The 17,206-nt window shown below is 47.8% G+C and carries 10 protein-coding genes; 7 read left to right on the top strand and 3 right to left on the bottom strand.

Translation table 11 applies throughout. From position 1 onward, the window contains the following. The first annotated feature begins 25 nt into the window (after positions 1-25). From AC5JBY_RS24220 to AC5JBY_RS24210, 3 genes are all read left to right on the top strand, one after another. On the top strand, positions 26-2,494 hold the full coding sequence (locus AC5JBY_RS24220; RefSeq protein ID WP_495907246.1) for a S9 family peptidase: 2,469 nt from the start codon (positions 26-28) through the stop codon (positions 2,492-2,494). Positions 2,495-3,365: 871 nt separating this feature from the next. Continuing rightward, on the top strand, positions 3,366-5,201 hold the full coding sequence (gene glmS / locus AC5JBY_RS24215; protein ID WP_495907245.1) for a glutamine--fructose-6-phosphate transaminase (isomerizing): 1,836 nt from the start codon (positions 3,366-3,368) through the stop codon (positions 5,199-5,201). Positions 5,202-5,249: 48 nt separating this feature from the next. Next, the gene (locus AC5JBY_RS24210) at positions 5,250-7,490 is read left to right on the top strand and encodes a DUF4954 family protein (protein ID WP_495907244.1); all 2,241 of its coding nucleotides are present in this window, start codon (positions 5,250-5,252) and stop codon (positions 7,488-7,490) included. Here AC5JBY_RS24210 and AC5JBY_RS24205 read toward each other — a convergent pair. After that, on the bottom strand, positions 7,480-8,709 hold the full coding sequence (locus AC5JBY_RS24205; RefSeq protein ID WP_495907243.1) for a 4-hydroxy-3-methylbut-2-enyl diphosphate reductase: 1,230 nt from the start codon (positions 8,707-8,709) through the stop codon (positions 7,480-7,482). The genes AC5JBY_RS24210 and AC5JBY_RS24205 overlap by 11 nt on opposite strands. 84 nt (positions 8,710-8,793) lie before the next feature. Here AC5JBY_RS24205 and AC5JBY_RS24200 point away from each other — a divergent pair, with 84 nt between their 5' ends. After that, positions 8,794-10,065 carry an alpha-amylase family glycosyl hydrolase gene (locus tag AC5JBY_RS24200; RefSeq protein ID WP_495907242.1) on the top strand — a complete coding sequence of 424 codons (1,272 nt, stop codon included), beginning with the start codon at positions 8,794-8,796 and terminating at the stop codon, positions 10,063-10,065. A gap of 121 nt (positions 10,066-10,186) precedes the next feature. On the opposite strand, the gene AC5JBY_RS24195 is transcribed toward AC5JBY_RS24200, so the two are convergent. Further along, positions 10,187-11,689: a trypsin-like peptidase domain-containing protein gene (locus AC5JBY_RS24195; protein ID WP_495907241.1), complete on the bottom strand. Its 1,503-nt coding sequence runs from the start codon at positions 11,687-11,689 to the stop codon at positions 10,187-10,189. Between the two features lie 362 nt (positions 11,690-12,051). Then, a complete protein-coding gene (locus tag AC5JBY_RS24190) occupies positions 12,052-13,050 on the bottom strand; it encodes an acyl-CoA reductase (RefSeq protein ID WP_495907240.1) in 999 nt (332 codons plus the stop codon). A 60-nt stretch (positions 13,051-13,110) separates the two neighbouring features. Here AC5JBY_RS24190 and AC5JBY_RS24185 point away from each other — a divergent pair, with 60 nt between their 5' ends. The 3 genes from AC5JBY_RS24185 (at position 13,111) to AC5JBY_RS24175 (ending at position 17,201) form a co-directional block, all read left to right on the top strand. Next, complete coding sequence (locus tag AC5JBY_RS24185; RefSeq protein ID WP_495907239.1) at positions 13,111-13,458, top strand: 4Fe-4S dicluster domain-containing protein; 348 nt, start codon at positions 13,111-13,113, stop codon at positions 13,456-13,458. A 254-nt stretch (positions 13,459-13,712) separates the two neighbouring features. Continuing rightward, complete coding sequence (locus AC5JBY_RS24180) at positions 13,713-16,025, top strand: S9 family peptidase (RefSeq protein WP_495907238.1); 2,313 nt, start codon at positions 13,713-13,715, stop codon at positions 16,023-16,025. A 180-nt stretch (positions 16,026-16,205) separates the two neighbouring features. Further along, positions 16,206-17,201: a D-alanine--D-alanine ligase gene (locus AC5JBY_RS24175; protein WP_495907237.1), complete on the top strand. Its 996-nt coding sequence runs from the start codon at positions 16,206-16,208 to the stop codon at positions 17,199-17,201. The last annotated feature ends 5 nt before the right edge of the window (positions 17,202-17,206 follow it).

The following is a 17,206-nucleotide window of genomic DNA, read 5'->3' as shown; positions in this document are numbered from 1 at the left end:
ACCCATATCATTTTTAACTAACATCATGAGAAAATCACAGCTCTTTTCCGTGGCCCTGTTGATGACCACAGCAGCAGCCTACAGCCAAAGCCCCGGCGCATTGACCGTCGATAAGATCATGCGCGATCCCAAGTGGATAGGCTCATCACCGGCCAATCCTGATTGGTCATTGGACGGCAAATACCTTTTGTTCGACTGGAATCCCGAAAAAGCAGCATCCGATTCCACTTACTACATTACGCCGACCTCCCTTACTCCGCAAAAAACGAACTATGCTTTCCGGCAGCAATTCCTCGACGAAAGCGGTGTTCGCTACAATACTAAACGCACCCATTATGTGTTCTCCCGGCAGGGAGATGTATACCTGGTTGATGTAAAGACCGGCCAGCAGCGCCCCGTTACACAAACAGTGGAGTTTGAAAGCGGTCCACAATTCTCCTTTGGAGATAGCAAAATAGTATACACCCGTGGCCTCAACCTCTTTGCCTGGGATATTGCTACCGGCGCAACCACACAGCTTACCAACTTCCAGGCAGGCCTGGCAGCAGCACCCACAGCGCCCGCCGCTGGCCCACAACGAGGTGGCGGTGGACAAGGTGGAGGAGGTGGCTTCCGCGGCGGTGCCGGCAACCCTAACAGAGCAGCAGCCACCGGCAACCCACAGGAAAAATGGCTGCAGGAAGAATCACTGGAAAACTCACTGGTGTTACAAAGTCGCAAGGAAAAGCGTGAACTGGCCGACTCCATGCGCAAAGCACTGCCCAAAGAAAAAACACTCCGCGCCATTGGTATAGATGACAGATCCGTTTTTGGTACCAGCATCAGCGCCGATGGACGGTTTATTACTTACCGGCTGGCAAGAGCCGCTACTGGCGGTAAGAATACCATCATACCCAACTACGTTACGGAAAGCGGTTTCACAGAAGATATTTCCGGCCGCACCAAAGTAGGAGCACCCCTGGGCACACAGGAATACTTTGTATTCGATACCATGAAAGACACGGTATTCCAGGTGAAAGTAGATTCCATACCCGGCATCAAAGACCTGCCCGACTATGTAAAAGATTATCCGGCCGTTAATGCCGAAAAAAGCAAGAACCCTCCTGTACGCGCGGTGAGCTTTCAAAACGCCTCCTGGTCACCCGCCGGCGATTATGCAGTAGTGGAAGTACGTTCACAGGACAACAAAGACCGCTGGCTCATGCTGCTGAATGGCGCAACAGGCAAACTGTCCCCGCTCGATCGCCAGCGCGATGAAGCCTGGATAGGTGGCCCCGGCACCAGTGGCTTTGGCAGCTTTAGTACTGGTTGGATCGATGCCAATACTTTCTGGTTCCAATCAGAAGCAACCGGCTATTCACACCTCTACACGATCAACGTACAAACCAAAGAGAAAAAAGCCCTCACAAGCGGTAAGTACGAAGTGCAACGCACCATCCTGTCCAAAGACAAGAAATACTTCTACTTAACCACCAACGAAGTACATCCCGGTGAGCAACACTTTTACCGCCTGCCGGTAAGTGGTGGTAAAGCAGAAAAGATCACTACCATGACAGGCGCCAACCAGGTGACCCTTTCACCCGATGAAAAATGGCTCGCTATTCTTTATTCCTATAGCAACAAACCCTGGGAGTTGTACCTGCAGGAAAACAAACCCGGCGGCAAACTGCAACAAGTTACCACAGCTGCACAAACAGACGAGTTCAAAGCCTACGCCTGGAAAGATCCGGAAGTAGTGACCTTTAAAGCAAAGGACGGAGCAGATGTATACGCCCGCTTATTCCGTCCGGCCCAGGTCCATGCCTCCAAACCAGCTGTAATATTTGTACATGGAGCAGGCTACCTGCAGAATGCCCACAAATGGTGGAGCAGCTACTTCCGTGAATACATGTTCCACAATATGCTGGCTGATCAGGGATACACCGTGTTGGACATTGATTACCGGGGCAGCGCAGGTTATGGCCGCGACTGGCGCACCGGTATCTATCGCCACATGGGTGGCAAAGACCTGAGCGACCAGGTAGACGGCGCTAAATACCTCGTGGAAAAACTGGGCGTGAACCCCAAGAACATCGGCCTTTATGGAGGTTCCTATGGAGGCTTCATTACTTTGATGGCAATGTTCAATGAGCCCGATGTATTTGCCGCAGGTGGCGCCCTTCGTTCCGTGACGGATTGGGCACATTACAATCATGGCTATACAGCCAACATCCTGAACGAGCCATTCAATGACAGCATTGCCTACCAGCGCAGCTCACCCATCAACTTTGCGAAAGGCCTGAAAGGACACCTCCTGATGTGCCACGGCATGGTGGATGTGAATGTGCATTTCCAGGACATCATACGCCTTTCCCAAAAACTCATAGAACTGGGTAAAGACAATTGGGAGCTGGCGGTTTACCCAATGGAAGACCATGGCTTTGTGGAGCCCAGCAGCTGGACCGACGAATACAAACGCATCTACAAGCTGTTTGAAACATACCTGAAGAAATAAACATAGGGAAGACTTTACCGACATGGCGCTCTGTTACAGAGCGCCATGTTTATTTTTAACCTTTTGACAGGTTGCAACTCAGTATAAGAACTTCTATATTGGCACATAAACGCCTGCACAAATATGCCATCTGTTCCCGCAAGCTTATACAGTACAATTAGATTGAGCAAAAGTCTCAGGACGATGTTCATGACTTGTTTCATAATCATCATCACTTGTTTGAACGGCATTGCTCAGAACATACCCATTGACTCCTGTAAGCCAACACAGGTTATCAAAGTAGAAGCTTTTGTTCCCAGCCGGTTAAAAGATACCTCTATTATTAGGGGCACGTCGTTCGAGCCTCAGAAAAGAATGGATCGTGCTTCTTTGGAAAATGGGTTCAGGGTACATCTGCGGGATACCACCTATAAGATTATAAGCTTCAGGCTTGGATTTTATACTAAGACCGGCGTTTACTGTGAGCAACTTTTTAGAACAGATACGTTGGAACCTGCAAAGCTTGGGATACGACCTTACGAGCAGTTTCTTACTGCTACAAGGATGTTTATTGACGATATTAGAATAACGAGGTATAATCAATGTTATTGGGCTACATCTGTCATATACCCCATTATTCAGTAATCCTCTTGCCACTGCATTCCCCGGCTCTACATTTATCGCCCCTGAACTCTCCACTTCCGACTCCCGAACTGCCCTTTTATGCATGCTATAACGGTTTAATATTTCAAGGCAAGTCCCTGCCCGGCAAAAACTTGCATGGTCGGCATAATATTCAATATATTGCAACCGTTTGTGTTGCAGAATAAAAACTGTGATACCAGATATCCGGTCAATCCTGTCAAAAGAACCATAACAAGAAATTAATAATATGTGCGGAATCGTAGCCTACATTGGACCCAAAGAAGCATATCCGGTAATCCTGAAAGGTTTGAAACGACTCGAATACCGGGGATACGATAGTTCCGGAGTAGCCCTGCTCAATAGCGGACTCAAAGTATACAAGAAGAAAGGAAAGGTAGCCGAACTCGAAGAAAGCCTTGTGGGAAAAGACCTCCACGCCAATGCAGGCATCGGCCACACACGTTGGGCCACCCATGGCGAACCCAGCGATCGCAATGCACACCCCCATATCTCCGCCAATGGCAAGCTGGCCATGATACACAATGGCATCATCGAAAACTACACCCAGCTCAAAGGCGAACTACAGAAGAAAGGATACACCTTCACCAGTGATACCGATACAGAAGTACTCCTCAAATTCATAGAAGACATTCAGCTCAACAATGAGTGTGGACTGGAAGAAGCAGTACGCATTGCCCTCAAGCGCGTAACAGGCGCCTACGTAATCGTATTGATCGATCAGGACCATCCCGATACCCTGATCGCTGCCCGTAAAGGAAGCCCTCTGGTAATAGGCATTGGCAAAGGAGAACATTTCCTTGCTTCCGATGCCTCACCCATTATAGAATACACCAAGGAAGTAGTATATATCAATGACTATGAGCTGGCCATCATACGACCCGATGAGCTTATCCTCAAAAACCTGGGTAACGAAAAGGTCACGCCATTCATAACCAAGCTCGATATGGAGCTGGCGGCCATAGAAAAAAGTGGCTACGACCACTTCATGCTGAAAGAGATCTTTGAACAGCCACATACCATCTTCGACTGCTTACGCGGCCGTCTCGATGCCACCGCTGGCACCATCACGATGGCAGGCGTTCAAAACAACATTGAGCAATTAAAGAACGCCTCCCGCATCATCATCGTGGCCTGTGGTACGAGCTGGCATGCCGGGTTGATCGCCGAATACATTATCGAAGAGCTTTGCCGCATACCGGTAGAAGTGGAATACGCTTCAGAATTCAGGTATCGTAATCCGGTCATCCACAAAGGCGATGTGATCATAGCCGTATCACAAAGCGGAGAAACGGCAGATACCCTGGTGGCTATAGAAAAAGCTAAAGAACAGGGCGCATTGATATTTGGTGTGGTGAACGTGGTAGGCTCTTCCATTGCCCGTTTATCACATGCAGGCGCTTACACACACGCAGGTCCCGAGATAGGCGTAGCCAGTACCAAGGCATTTACTGCCCAATTGGTAGTACTGACGCTGATAGCTCTGAAAATTGCTTACGAAAAAGGCAGCATCGACAACAAACGCTTTATGCACCTGCTGAACGAACTCCATGAAATACCGGAGAAAGTACCGGCAGCACTCAAGCAAAGCGAAGCCATACGCAAACTGGCTGAGAAATATAAAGACGCTAAAGACTTCCTCTACCTGGGCCGTGGATATAACTTCCCCGTTGCATTGGAAGGAGCTTTGAAGTTGAAAGAGATTTCCTACATACACGCAGAAGGATACCCTGCTGCAGAAATGAAACACGGACCCATCGCCCTGGTAGATGAAACCCTGCCGGTAGTGTTTGTTGCTACAAAAGACTCCTACCACGAAAAGATCGTGAGCAACATCCAGGAGATCAAAGCCCGTAAAGGGAAAGTAATTGCTGTTATCACAGAAGGCGATGAGATCATCAGCAAAATGGCCGATGATGTTATTGTAGTACCAGCTGCCGATGAGCTGATGGCGCCGATGTTGAGCGTAATACCATTGCAGCTGCTGGCATACTATATTGGCGTGGCTAAACAACTGGACGTAGATAAACCAAGAAATCTCGCCAAGAGCGTAACCGTTGAATAAACACTCGAAGCGTAAAGCTCGACGCTCGTAGCTAACGGGCAATTGTGTATGAACATTATCAAAAAAAGTCCGCTCAATACATTAGGGTACCACTTCGTTCCTAAAGAATACCTTCCCAAAGGAAAAGATGAATACTACCTGCGCAACCAGCAAAATGAGAACGGTATAAAATACCGTCAGCTTACAGCGTATGAAATAGAAGTACTGGTGCGTAACCGCAATACCTCCGACAATTGGAATAACATCCTGGTGTCAGATGCTTTCCTGCCCGAACTGGTACAGAACTGTAAGTTCTTCGGCCTGGTGCGCATCGGAAAACTGGAGCCCTATTACCTCGAATACCATAACCTCCGCAGACCGGTAGGTCTGTATAACAGCACCATCATTAGTTGCGACTTTGGCGACAATGTGGTTGTCGACAATGTCAACTTTCTATCCCACTACATCACGGGCAGCGAGGTAATACTTGTCAATATCAATGAAATAGCTACGACCGACCATGCGAAGTTTGGCAATGGTATCCTGAAAGAAGGAGAAGCAGAGAACATTCGTATCTGGCTCGAAGTATGCAATGAAAACGGCGGACGCAGTATCGTCCCCTTCGATGGCATGTTGCCTGGCGATGCCTGGTTGTGGACACAGTTTCGCGATGATACAGTGCTGCAGGATAAACTCAAACAATTTACCCAGCAAAAGTTCGATAATCGTCGCGGTTACTATGGCACCATTGGTGACCGCACAGTGATCAAGAATTGCCGCATCATCAAAGATGTAAACATAGGAACAGATGCCTACATCAAAGGAGCCAATAAGATCAAAAATGTTACCATCAACTCATCGGCCCAGGCACATACACAGGTAGGCGAGGGGTGCGAGCTGGTAAACGGGATCATTGGTTACGGATGCCGGCTGTTCTATGGTGTAAAGGCTGTACGTTTCTTCCTGGCTTCCCATTCACAACTGAAATATGGCGCCCGGTTGATCAACTCGTACCTGGGCGATAACTCTACGATCTCCTGTTGCGAAGTATTGAATTCACTCATCTTTCCTGCCCATGAGCAGCACCACAACAACTCATTCCTATGTGCAGCCCTGGTGCAGGGACAAAGCAATATGGCGGCAGGCGCCACCATTGGGTCCAACCACAACTCCCGCAGCCCGGATGGAGAACTCGTAGCGGGACGTGGCTTCTGGCCCGGCCTATGCGTAAGCATCAAACATAATTCACGTTTTGCCACCTACACCATATTAGCCAAAGGCGATTTCCCGGCAGAGTTGGACATACGCATACCCTTCTCACTCGTTAGCAACGATGTTACCCACAACAGGCTGGTAGTAATGCCTGCCTATTGGTTTCTATACAACATGTATGCGCTGGCGCGCAACTCCTGGAAATATGTTGACCGCGACAAGCGTATCAACAAAACGCAGCCCATAGAATTTAATTTCCTGGCGCCCGATTCAGTCAATGAGATCGTACAAGCCATCACCATGCTCCAGCTATACACCGGAAAAGCATGGTTCAGGAAAGAAAGTAGTCGTAAAAAGATGGCAGAGGAAGAAATTATAGCCATCGGTAAAAAACTGCTGGAAGACAATGACCCTGTTATCGACGAATTGGAAATACTGGCAGAAGGCTTTGAAAATGCCAACAGGCCCATCCTGCTGGTCAAAGTAGCCGCTGCTTACCGTATATACAAAGAGTTGGTGGTGTACTATACCGTACAACAGGTATTGGAATATACAAGCGGAAATAGCATCAAGACACTGGAGCAATTGACAGAAGGATTGCCGGCCAAACCAGTACTTTCACAGTGGGTGAATGCAGGTGGACAGTTGATCCTGCGTACCGCGTTGGAAAAGCTCATTAAACAAATACATACCGGTCGTGTAAAAGGCTGGAACGATATACATACCTTCTACCAGCAACAGGCACAAAGCTACCAATACGAGAAGCTATTACATGCGCTGGCCGCACTGAGAGAAGTACATAGCATACAATTCAAAAAGGCCAATGCAGCAGCGATACTCAAAGACCTGTTTACACAAAGCGTTCAGGTCAAAGAATGGATGGTAAAAGGTATTTATGATTCAAGGGCAAAAGACTACCGTAATCCCTTCCGGAAAATGGTGTACGAAACCACTGAAGCCATGAATAAAGTATTGGGCAAACTGTCCGATAACACCTTTATCAAACAAGAGCAAGCCGCCCTGGAAGCCTACAAAAAAACAATCCAGCAGCTAACTAAGAAGTGGCAGTTAAATAAAGAAACACAACTCATCCATTAAATGCAGTAACCAACTCTTCAACATTCCCCTCCACCCCGTAAAACGAAGCCAGCCTCCGTATCACTCCTTCCACCAATGCATCCGGGCAGGAAGCACCACTGGTGATCAGGATACGTACAGGTTCCTGTGTTGGTAGATAGTTGGTCGTAGACAATTCCTCTTTAGTATGGTAATTATAATGCAGCACATGCTCTGCAGAAAGTAATTTCTCTTCGGAGTTGATAAAATAAGTAGGCAACTTCTCTTCACACAGTTCTACCAGGTGCGTGGTATTCGAAGAATTATAGCCCCCTACCACGATGGCGAGGTCGGCAGGCGTATGCAACATATGCGTAATAGCCGTCTGGTTATCATTCGTAGCATAACACAGCGTATCGCGGGTGTCGGCAAACCGTTCACCAATGTTGCTATCATTCAAACCATAATGCTGACGCATGGTTTGCTTTAAGAAATCAGCAATGGCCTGTGTATCAGTAGCCAGTTGAGTAGTTTGGTTCACTACGCCGACGCGCTGCAGGTCTTTCGCAGCATCAAAACCCGGGGAATAGCGGCCGGCAAAGCTGGTATAAAATTCAGCAGCATCTTTTTCGCCGGTAATAAATTGTGCCAGCAACAACGTATCCTTCATATCATTCACGATCACAGAAGGAGCATTCTCTGCTGCATGCGAAAAAGTGGCCCGCGTTTCCTCATGCCTGGGCTTGCCATGGATCACGATGGTGTAACCCTTCTTAGCAATCTGCTCACTGCGGTTCCATACCTTCTCAACAAAAGGGCAAGTGGTGTTATATTTCTCTGTAGGGATTCCAAAATTGTTGAGCTTTTGTTCAATTTCCAATGTGGTGCCAAAAGCAGGAATGATCACCACATCCTCAGGCTTCAGGTCCTCAAAAGGGATCAACTGATTACCATAAGTATCCTGTAAAAACTGAACACCCCTTTGCTGCAGGTCGGCATTCACCTGCGGATTGTGGATCATTTCACTGAGCAGGAAAATGCGCTTGCCGGGATTCTCATCGATCGTGCGGAAAGAGATTTCAATAGCGTTCTCTACCCCATAACAAAAGCCGAAATGGCGGGCCAGGTAAATATGTAGCGGGCCCAGGTTCAACAGGGTAGGGGTAAAATCCTTCTTCATCTTATCCTCTGCCTTCCGCTTGCTTTTAATGGCATTGATCAGCGGACTGCGATATATGATGGGAACATTGAACGTTTTCATTCCTGCAAAGGTACAAAGTTGACGCTGAATGCATCATATCCGCCAGATGGCCTATATTCGTGCCGTGTCCAACCATAAATACCTATGTCGAAACGCTTTACACCAGTAGCCTGGAGCAATGATACCAATATATATGAAGTCAATCTCCGACAATATACGCCCGAAGGAACATTTGCAGCCTTTGCCAACCATCTTCCCCGGCTGGCAGCTATGGGCGTAGAGCTACTCTGGTTCATGCCCATCACACCCATCAGCAAAGCAGGCATGAAAGGCACCCTCGGCAGCTATTATGCCTGTTCAAGCTATACGACCACCAATCCTGAATACGGAACAGTAGCAGATTTCAAAAAGCTGGTGCAGCAAGCCCATGAAGCAGGCATGAAAGTCATCATCGACTGGGTGGCCAACCATACCGGCCTCGATCATGAATGGACCACCAGTAACCCTGAGTTTTACAAAAAAGACATCAACGGAAAATTCTACGATACCAACGGATGGGATGATGTGATAGACCTCAATTATTACGACCAGTCTATGCGCCGCACATTGATAGCAGCCATGGAGTTTTGGATCAAAGAATGCAATATCGACGGATTCCGTTGCGATATGGCACACCTGGTGCCGCTCGACTTTTGGCGGCAGGCACGTACAGCCCTCGACCCATTAAAGCCGTTATTTTGGTTGGGCGAAACAGAAGACATACCCTACCTCGATGTATTTGATACCTGCTATGCCTGGCGCTGGATGCACCAGACCGAGAAGTTTTACAAGAAAGAACTCAACCTCACAACACTACTGGCACTGTTAGATACCTACCAGCAAGAGTATCCCGCCGGCACCTGCCCATTATTCTTTACCGCCAATCATGATGAGAACAGTTGGAACGGAACCGAATACGAAAAATACAATGGTGCAGCTACAGCCCTTGCCGCATTCAACGCCACGTGGAAAGGCATACCATTGATCTATAGCGGACAGGAATTACCTAACCTGAAAAGGCTGAAATTCTTCGACAAAGATCCTATACAATGGAGCGGGAATAACCAACTGCACGATTTCTATAGAGTGCTGAACCAATTACGCAAACAGCATCCTGCATTGAGCAATGCACATGGAACACAGCCAGAACGCATAAAGACCACCCAGGACACACAGGTATTTGCGTTTGTACGTCGGCAGGAAAACAGGCAGGTGCTGGTGCTGCTCAACCTGTCCGATCAGCCGGTATCTGTGCAATTGACCGATCGCCAGGTACAGGGAACCTTCACCAATGTCTTCGACAACAAAACATTCAACATTACCCCTCAACTGATCATCGGCTGCAAGCCCTGGGATTATCTGGTACTTACTAATTAAAGCATTTCTTTAGTCGCCAGCCTCTGGCTGGTGACGCCTGTTTCAAAGCCTCTGGCTTTGCTACTAAAAAAAAGGGGCTCTCTTTCGAAAGCCCCGTGCAACAATTTATTATGATTAAAGCTTAGTTGGCATTACTGAGGTTGATCACAATTGGATAGATCCCTTCATAACCAGGATACATACCTTCAATCTTTACACTGCCGCTGGCACTTTCCAGTATCTTACGGAAATCTTCAACGGTCTTCACTTCTTTACCATCAGCCTTTACGATCACATAACCCTCCTGAACACGTACACGGCTCAGGGCGCCTTTACCGGCAATCGATTTGATTACCACGCCACCGTTTACACCCAGTTCCTTCGCGTCTTCTTTGCTCAGCGTTTGCAACTCGGCGCCCAGTTTGTCCAGTACAGAAGTACGGACAATATCAGTTGAGCCGGATTCATTGCGTAACGTTACAGCAACAGTATTTTCTTTACCCTCGCGTCTGTAGGTAATATTGATCTTATCGCCAGGACGGAAAGTAGCGATCTGGCCAACCATATCAGCAGCATTCACTACAGGAACACCATTCACTTTAGTAATGATATCACCCTTCTTGATGCCGGCAGCGGCGGCAGCGCCTTCAGTACGGGCATTCAGTACAAACACACCTTCACCCTCTTTGATGCCATTTTGCTCTTTCACTTCGTCGCTCAGGTTCTCACGGGGATATTCTATACCCAGGTAAGCCCTTTGAACAGTACCATGCTTCATCAGGTCGGCTACAATCTTCTTCACGATATTAACCGGAATAGTGAAAGAGTAACCCGCATAAGCGCCGGTAGGAGAAGCGATCGCAGAGTTGATACCGATCAGTTTACCATCGGTATTGATCAGCGGACCGCCACTGTTGCCCGGGTTCACCGCAGCATCAGTTTGAATGAAAGATTCTACAGGCGTACGGCTTTGACGGCTATTGATGTCCAGCGTTCTGCCCTTGGCACTCACGATACCAGCGGTAACGGTAGTTTCGAGCGTAAGCGGATAACCTACGGCCAGTACCCATTGACCAACTTTTACATCGTCAGAGTTGCCATAGATCAGGAAAGGAAGACCTTTCGCTTCAATCTTGATCACAGCCAGATCACTGCTGGGGTCAGCGGCAATCAGCTTAGCCTTGAAAGATTTCTTATTATTCAAAGTAACATTGATCTCGTCAGCCCCTTCTACTACGTGATTATTGGTAACGATGTACCCGTCTTCACTGATGATGGCGCCGGAACCGGAAGCCATTTGGGGAACAGACCGTAAACGGTCACCAAAAAAATCATCGAGGTCCATATCGAACATGTCGCCAAAAGGACTTCTGCGTGGAAGATTGTTGCTGGCCGTACGTGTAGCCTTTGTTTTAATGTGTACAGTAGCGGGGATAGCGGCGTTTGCAGCCGGAACAAAGTCGGCCGTTGGCGCATTCATCACCCCTTTAAAATCTGCGTAGTTGGCGGGAATCTTACCACTATCGTTATTATCATTCTGGTAAACGTAAGTGTCTTGCTTTGCAAACCGTTGGTAGCCCCACATGGTAGCAAATGTTGTGGCAGCACTCAGCAACACAATCGCTGCTATCTGTTTAAACTTCATATGCTGTGTAATTTTTAATTTTTATTCTGATGGAAATATACAAATTCAAATTATATGCCCGGTCACAACAAATTAACACCACAAAACGAATAAGGGTCGTACCAACCTCCCGGTTTAACAATTAATTTACTAAAGTCTTCGTACTTCGTGATACAAATTTAGAAAATAAACCCGGAAAATCAGCGAGTTAGCTTATCTGGAATAGCCTGGTAATCTGAATTATTGCAAGGTTTTTGACGTCATTACAGGTTCACTGCTTGCGGCTCGCAGCTCGTAGCTTGAAGTGCACAACTGTTCTGCCCGCAATTTTGTCTTTGATTACCGCCTTTACGTCTTGCCGGCTGCCTTAATTTCCGGAATAGCTACAACGACAGCAAGAATTGAAGTGTATCGATCCCATCAGCATAGTCTGTTAACCCCGGTTGTTGCGATTGCCCAAAGGGGAGCCACTTCTTGCCAACTACACATTGGATATCGGCATTGTTCAATAGTGAAGAAGCTACAGCCTGTTCGTCCTTGTAAAAAGAATAATGCAACTGGCTGATGGGGGAGAAAGGAGATGCATTTTCATGCAGAATAATACTGCCATTGGTCATGTAGTACGACTTATTCAGGATCAGCAAAGCCAGTTGATAATCGTAGTTATTTCTGTACTTATTATGGTCACCCAGCTCGCTGTATTTCTTGAACGTTTCCAGCAGCGGCACGAAGTCATACTCCTCCGGCACATACAGCTGCGTCACATTCCGGCAGCCGAGACCAAAATACAGGTACACATCGTCAGCCAGCAGCGCGAGCTCTTCTATCGTTTCATTGCCGTCCAGGATGGCCACTGAAGTACGGTTGCGGCGGATAATATGCGGGAATTTGGCAAAATAGTAATCAAAATACCGGGCAGAGTTATTACTGCCGGTAGCAATATAAGCATCACAACCCTTTAGCATAGATTGTATACCAATAAGCGACTCCGTGGCAGGCTCCCAGGCATGCAGCTGAGCTACCAGGTGCCGCAACAGTACTTCGTCTTTGGAGGAGAGCTTGATCGTTTGCCGGTGGCCACTCATAAAGACACACAGCAGGTCATGAAACCCTACCAAAGGGATGTTTCCGGCCATCACGATCCCAACATTTTTGACAGAAGATTGTGTTTCGGGGATACCATATTGAGAAGCCCAGGCCGACAAAGCAGCCGGGTCTAAAAAGATGCGGGCAATGTTTTGAACACTCAGATCAATGAATTCAGGAGTAAACCAGCCATTCTCACGGGAAGCCCTTTCCTTGACCGCGGTCCATTGATTATCAGTCGATAAAATATATTCACCTAAGCGCTTCAGTAAATCTATCCGTTGTTGTAAATTCATTACAGCGTATATTTGTCGTGCAAAATAACTGTATTCGATCCATTAAAATTCAAGCAATATATGTCTATCAAAATAACGGAAGAGTGTATCAACTGCGGAGCTTGTGAACCTGAGTGTCCTAATAACGCCATTTATGAAGGAGGAGTAGAGTGGGCCATTACCGATGGCACCAACGTAAAAGGCTCTTTTACACTCATGGATGGTACAGTGGTGGATGCCGAAGCGCGCTTTGCGCCCGTTAGCGTTGATACATACTACATTACTCCTAATAAATGCACAGAGTGCCAGGGCTTTCATGAAGAGCCCCAATGTGCTGCTGTTTGCCCGGTGGATTGCTGCGTGCCTGACGAAATGTACCAGGAAACAGTAGAAGAGCTCATGGCTAAAAAAGAAAAAATGCACCTTTAACAAAAGTGTGCATAAGTAACCCGCCCTTTATTTGGAACAGGGTATCTTAAAATCGTAACTTAACAGTATTCAAATAGTGAATGTAGTCTTAGTACTACTTATAGCAGGCGGGTGATATTTCCCGTTGTAGAAAGGTGAAGCGGCAAACGTCCTTCACCTTTCCGATTTTTATGCCATAGTCATCCTATTCATTTTATCCTTATCTTGACATCTTTCAACACTAATCATCGGCCCCGGGCCGGCTTTTTCTGATTATGGCTAAGAAACATCTCCTCTCCATTGCCCTGTTTGCAACAACAGCGATCGCTCATGCGCAACAAAAAGATTCATTGACTGTCAAAGACTACCAGCATGCGGCCAGCTTTCTCAGCGCTGGTACAGAGTCCCTGGTATATCGCAGTAGTGTTCGCCCGGTGTGGCTGGCGGGAGACCGGTTCTGGTACACGGTAACGACCGAAAAAGGAACGGAATTCATACTGGTAGACCCGGCTAAAAAGACGAAGGCAGCAGCGTTCGACCAGGAAAAACTGGCGGCAGCACTGTCCACAACGACAGGTAAACAGATAGCCCCCTACCGTTTGCCCTTTCAAACATTCATGTATGCGCCCGACGCCAAAAGCATCTCTTTTGCAGTTGACGGGAAAAAATGGAAATACGACTTTAAAACCAATCAGGTGCTGTCCGATACAGGAGCTGTGATAGCAGAAGCCCCGGCGCCTGCTATGGGCAGAAGAGGTGGAGGAGGAAGTGACGTCCTCTCACCCGATGGCAAACTGGCCGCATTCATCAGGAATTATAACCTCTGGGTGCGTGACGTAGCTACCAAAAAAGAAACACAACTTACCACCGACGGAATACAATACTTTGGATACGCCACCGACAATGCCGGTTGGAAATCCAGTGATCGACCTATCATTAAATGGTCGCCCGACTCTAAAAAGATAGCCACCTTCCAGCAAGACGAACGCAAGGTGAGTGATATGTACCTCGTCACTACCAATGTAGGAAAGCCTACATTGAGAGCCTGGAAATATCCCCTCCCCGGCGATAAAGACATTGCCATGATACACCGCGTTATCATTAACGTCGAAAACCCGGCTGTTATCCGTTTGCAGATTCCTGCTGATCCACACAGAGCTTCCCTTACTGATGATATATCGGGTACTGGTGCACTCGACGATGTGGATTGGAAAGCAGATGGTACCGAAGTGGCCTTCCTGTCTACATCACGCGACCACAAACAAGCAAAAATGCGTATCGCTAATGCAAGCACAGGAGCGGTTCGCGAAGTGTTTGAAGAAGTGGTAAAAACCCAATACGAGTCAGGCCGGGGAGCCATCAACTGGCGCTACCTGCCAGCCACATCCGAATTCATCTGGTATTCCGAGCGCGACGACTGGGGGCAGCTATACCTCTATGACGCCCAAACAGGCCAGTTGAAAAACCAGATCACCAAAGGACAATTCGTAGTAGCGAGAATAGTGGAAGTAGACGAAAAGAAAAGAGAGATCACTTTCACTGCAGTGGGCAAAGAACCCGGCAATCCTTACTATTCACACTTGTACAGGATCGGCTTCGACGGAAAGAACCTAGTTTCCCTTACACCCGACGAAGGCAACCACCAGGCAACATGGTCGCCCTCTCAAAAATACATTATCGACACCTGGTCACAACCCAATGTGCCACCGGTAACAGCCTTGCGCGATGTGAATGGAAAACTGCTCCTCGAACTCGAAAGAGCCGATGTGTCCAAGCTGAAAGCGAAAGGTTGGCAACCACCTACGCCGGTAAAGCTCATGGCACACGACGGCAAAACTGATATCTACGGCCTCGTATTTACGCCAACCAACATGGACCGCACAAAGAAATACCCGGTGGTCAACTACATCTATCCCGGACCGCAGGGAGGAAGTGTTGGTAGCTGGTCATTTGCTGCATCACGTGGCGATCACCAGGCGTTGGCAGAGCTGGGCTTCATAGTAGTGCTTATCGAAGGCACCAGCAATCCTTTTCGCTCCAAAAGCTTCCATGACATGAGCTATGGCAACATGGCCGAAAACACCCTGCCCGATCAGATCGGAGGCATCCGGCAGCTGGCAGCACAATATCCCATCGATACAACCCGTGTTGGCATCTGGGGTCATTCCGGCGGCGGCTTCGCTACCGCTACAGCTATGTTCCGTTATCCCGATTTCTACAAAGTAGGCATCTCCGAATCGGGCAACCACGACAACCGCAACTACGAGGACGATTGGGGCGAAAGATACAATGGCCTTGCAGAGAATGCTAACTATGAGGCACAGGCCAATCAGAACTATGCTAAAAATCTGAAAGGCAAACTCATGCTCGCCCATGGATTGATGGACAACAATGTGCCACCCTACAACACCCTGCTGATAGTAGAGGCACTCCAAAAAGCAAATAAGGATTTCGATCTAATTGTCTTCCCCAACAGCGCCCATGGATTTGGGCCCTATTCACCCTACATGATGCGCCGTCGCTGGGATTATTTTGTTCGTAACCTGAGAGGGCTGGAGCCGCCCAAAGAATTTGACCTGAGCAGATAACCAGCCAATATCATTACAATGAAGTGGGTTTCCCTGCCGTCCAGCATAGGAGCACTGCAGGGAAGCCCACCTTTTTTTGAGCCTGCTAACCCCTCATATACAGCAACATAGCTGTAACAAAACATTTATACCAAGCCCGCCGCTTTTTTCGTTTATTTGCTGAAAATTCGAAACATATAAATGAAGCCTGTCATTGCCTTTGTCACCGGAGGGTACTCGTCAGAAGCAGCCGTATCCTATAAAAGTGCACTTACCATTGAGAAACACATAGATACCAGCAAATACGAAGTATTTAAAATAGACATCACCCCCGAAGGGTGGTGGTACGAAACCTCTACCGGCCGTAAAATAGCCGTGGACCGTAGCGATTTCTCCATAGCAGCAGATGGAAGGAAAGTGACCTTCGATGCCGTGCTCATCGGCATCCACGGAACACCCGGTGAAGATGGCAAACTCCAGGGATATTTCGACCTCCTCGGTCTTCCATACACCTCCTGCGATGCCGCCACATCGGCCCTTACCTTCAACAAGCGCTACACGGTAGCAGTGGCAGCCTTCGCAGGCATACATGTGGCCAAATCTTTGCATGTCTTCAGCCATACACCCGTTGCCCCGGCAGAAATACTGAAACAAGTTAGCCTGCCCGTATTCGTAAAGCCCAACAATGGCGGGTCGAGCATCGGCATGAGCAAAGTACACAAAGCCGAAGACCTGGCAGCCGCCCTTGAAAAAGCCTTTGCGGAAGACGACCAGTTGCTGATAGAAGAGTTCATTTCCGGCAGGGAGTTTACAGTTGGCGTGTTCAAAACAACCAAAGAGATAATAGTACTGCCTATTACAGAAGTAACTACCCATAAGGACTTTTTCGACTTTGAGGCCAAATACCAGGGCAAAAGTGAAGAAACAACACCGGCCAACATTGACGAACACATGGCCAATACCATTCGGAAAACAGCCCGCAAAGTGTACGAAACCTTTAACTGTCGTGGAGTAGTGCGAATCGATTTTATATACAATGAAGCCAAAAATGCGCCATACATGTTGGAAATAAATACAGTGCCCGGTCAAAGCGAGGCCAGCATTGTACCCCAGCAGGTGCAGGTGATGGGATGGACATTGAAAGACTTCTACTCATCCCTCATCGAAGATGCATTAAGCAGAAGAACGAAGAAATAAATCAC

Source organism: Paraflavitalea sp. (assembly GCF_059502485.1).
Note: the sequence above shows the minus strand (reverse complement) of the source record. Positions and strands in the feature narration are given on the sequence as shown.

What these genes read in the sequence shown, in the direction of transcription:
- AC5JBY_RS24210 (WP_495907244.1), top strand. Translation starts at nt 5,250, where the DNA reads ATGAACATTATCAAAAAAAGTCCGCTCAATACATTAGGGTACCACTTC.
- AC5JBY_RS24205 (WP_495907243.1), bottom strand. Translation starts at nt 8,709, where the DNA reads ATGAAAACGTTCAATGTTCCCATCATATATCGCAGTCCGCTGATCAAT.
- glmS (WP_495907245.1), top strand. Translation starts at nt 3,366, where the DNA reads ATGTGCGGAATCGTAGCCTACATTGGACCCAAAGAAGCATATCCGGTA.
- AC5JBY_RS24190 (WP_495907240.1), bottom strand. Translation starts at nt 13,050, where the DNA reads ATGAATTTACAACAACGGATAGATTTACTGAAGCGCTTAGGTGAATAT.
- AC5JBY_RS24175 (WP_495907237.1), top strand. Translation starts at nt 16,206, where the DNA reads ATGAAGCCTGTCATTGCCTTTGTCACCGGAGGGTACTCGTCAGAAGCA.
- AC5JBY_RS24180 (WP_495907238.1), top strand. Translation starts at nt 13,713, where the DNA reads ATGGCTAAGAAACATCTCCTCTCCATTGCCCTGTTTGCAACAACAGCG.
- AC5JBY_RS24185 (WP_495907239.1), top strand. Translation starts at nt 13,111, where the DNA reads ATGTCTATCAAAATAACGGAAGAGTGTATCAACTGCGGAGCTTGTGAA.
- AC5JBY_RS24195 (WP_495907241.1), bottom strand. Translation starts at nt 11,689, where the DNA reads ATGAAGTTTAAACAGATAGCAGCGATTGTGTTGCTGAGTGCTGCCACA.
- AC5JBY_RS24200 (WP_495907242.1), top strand. Translation starts at nt 8,794, where the DNA reads ATGTCGAAACGCTTTACACCAGTAGCCTGGAGCAATGATACCAATATA.
- AC5JBY_RS24220 (WP_495907246.1), top strand. Translation starts at nt 26, where the DNA reads ATGAGAAAATCACAGCTCTTTTCCGTGGCCCTGTTGATGACCACAGCA.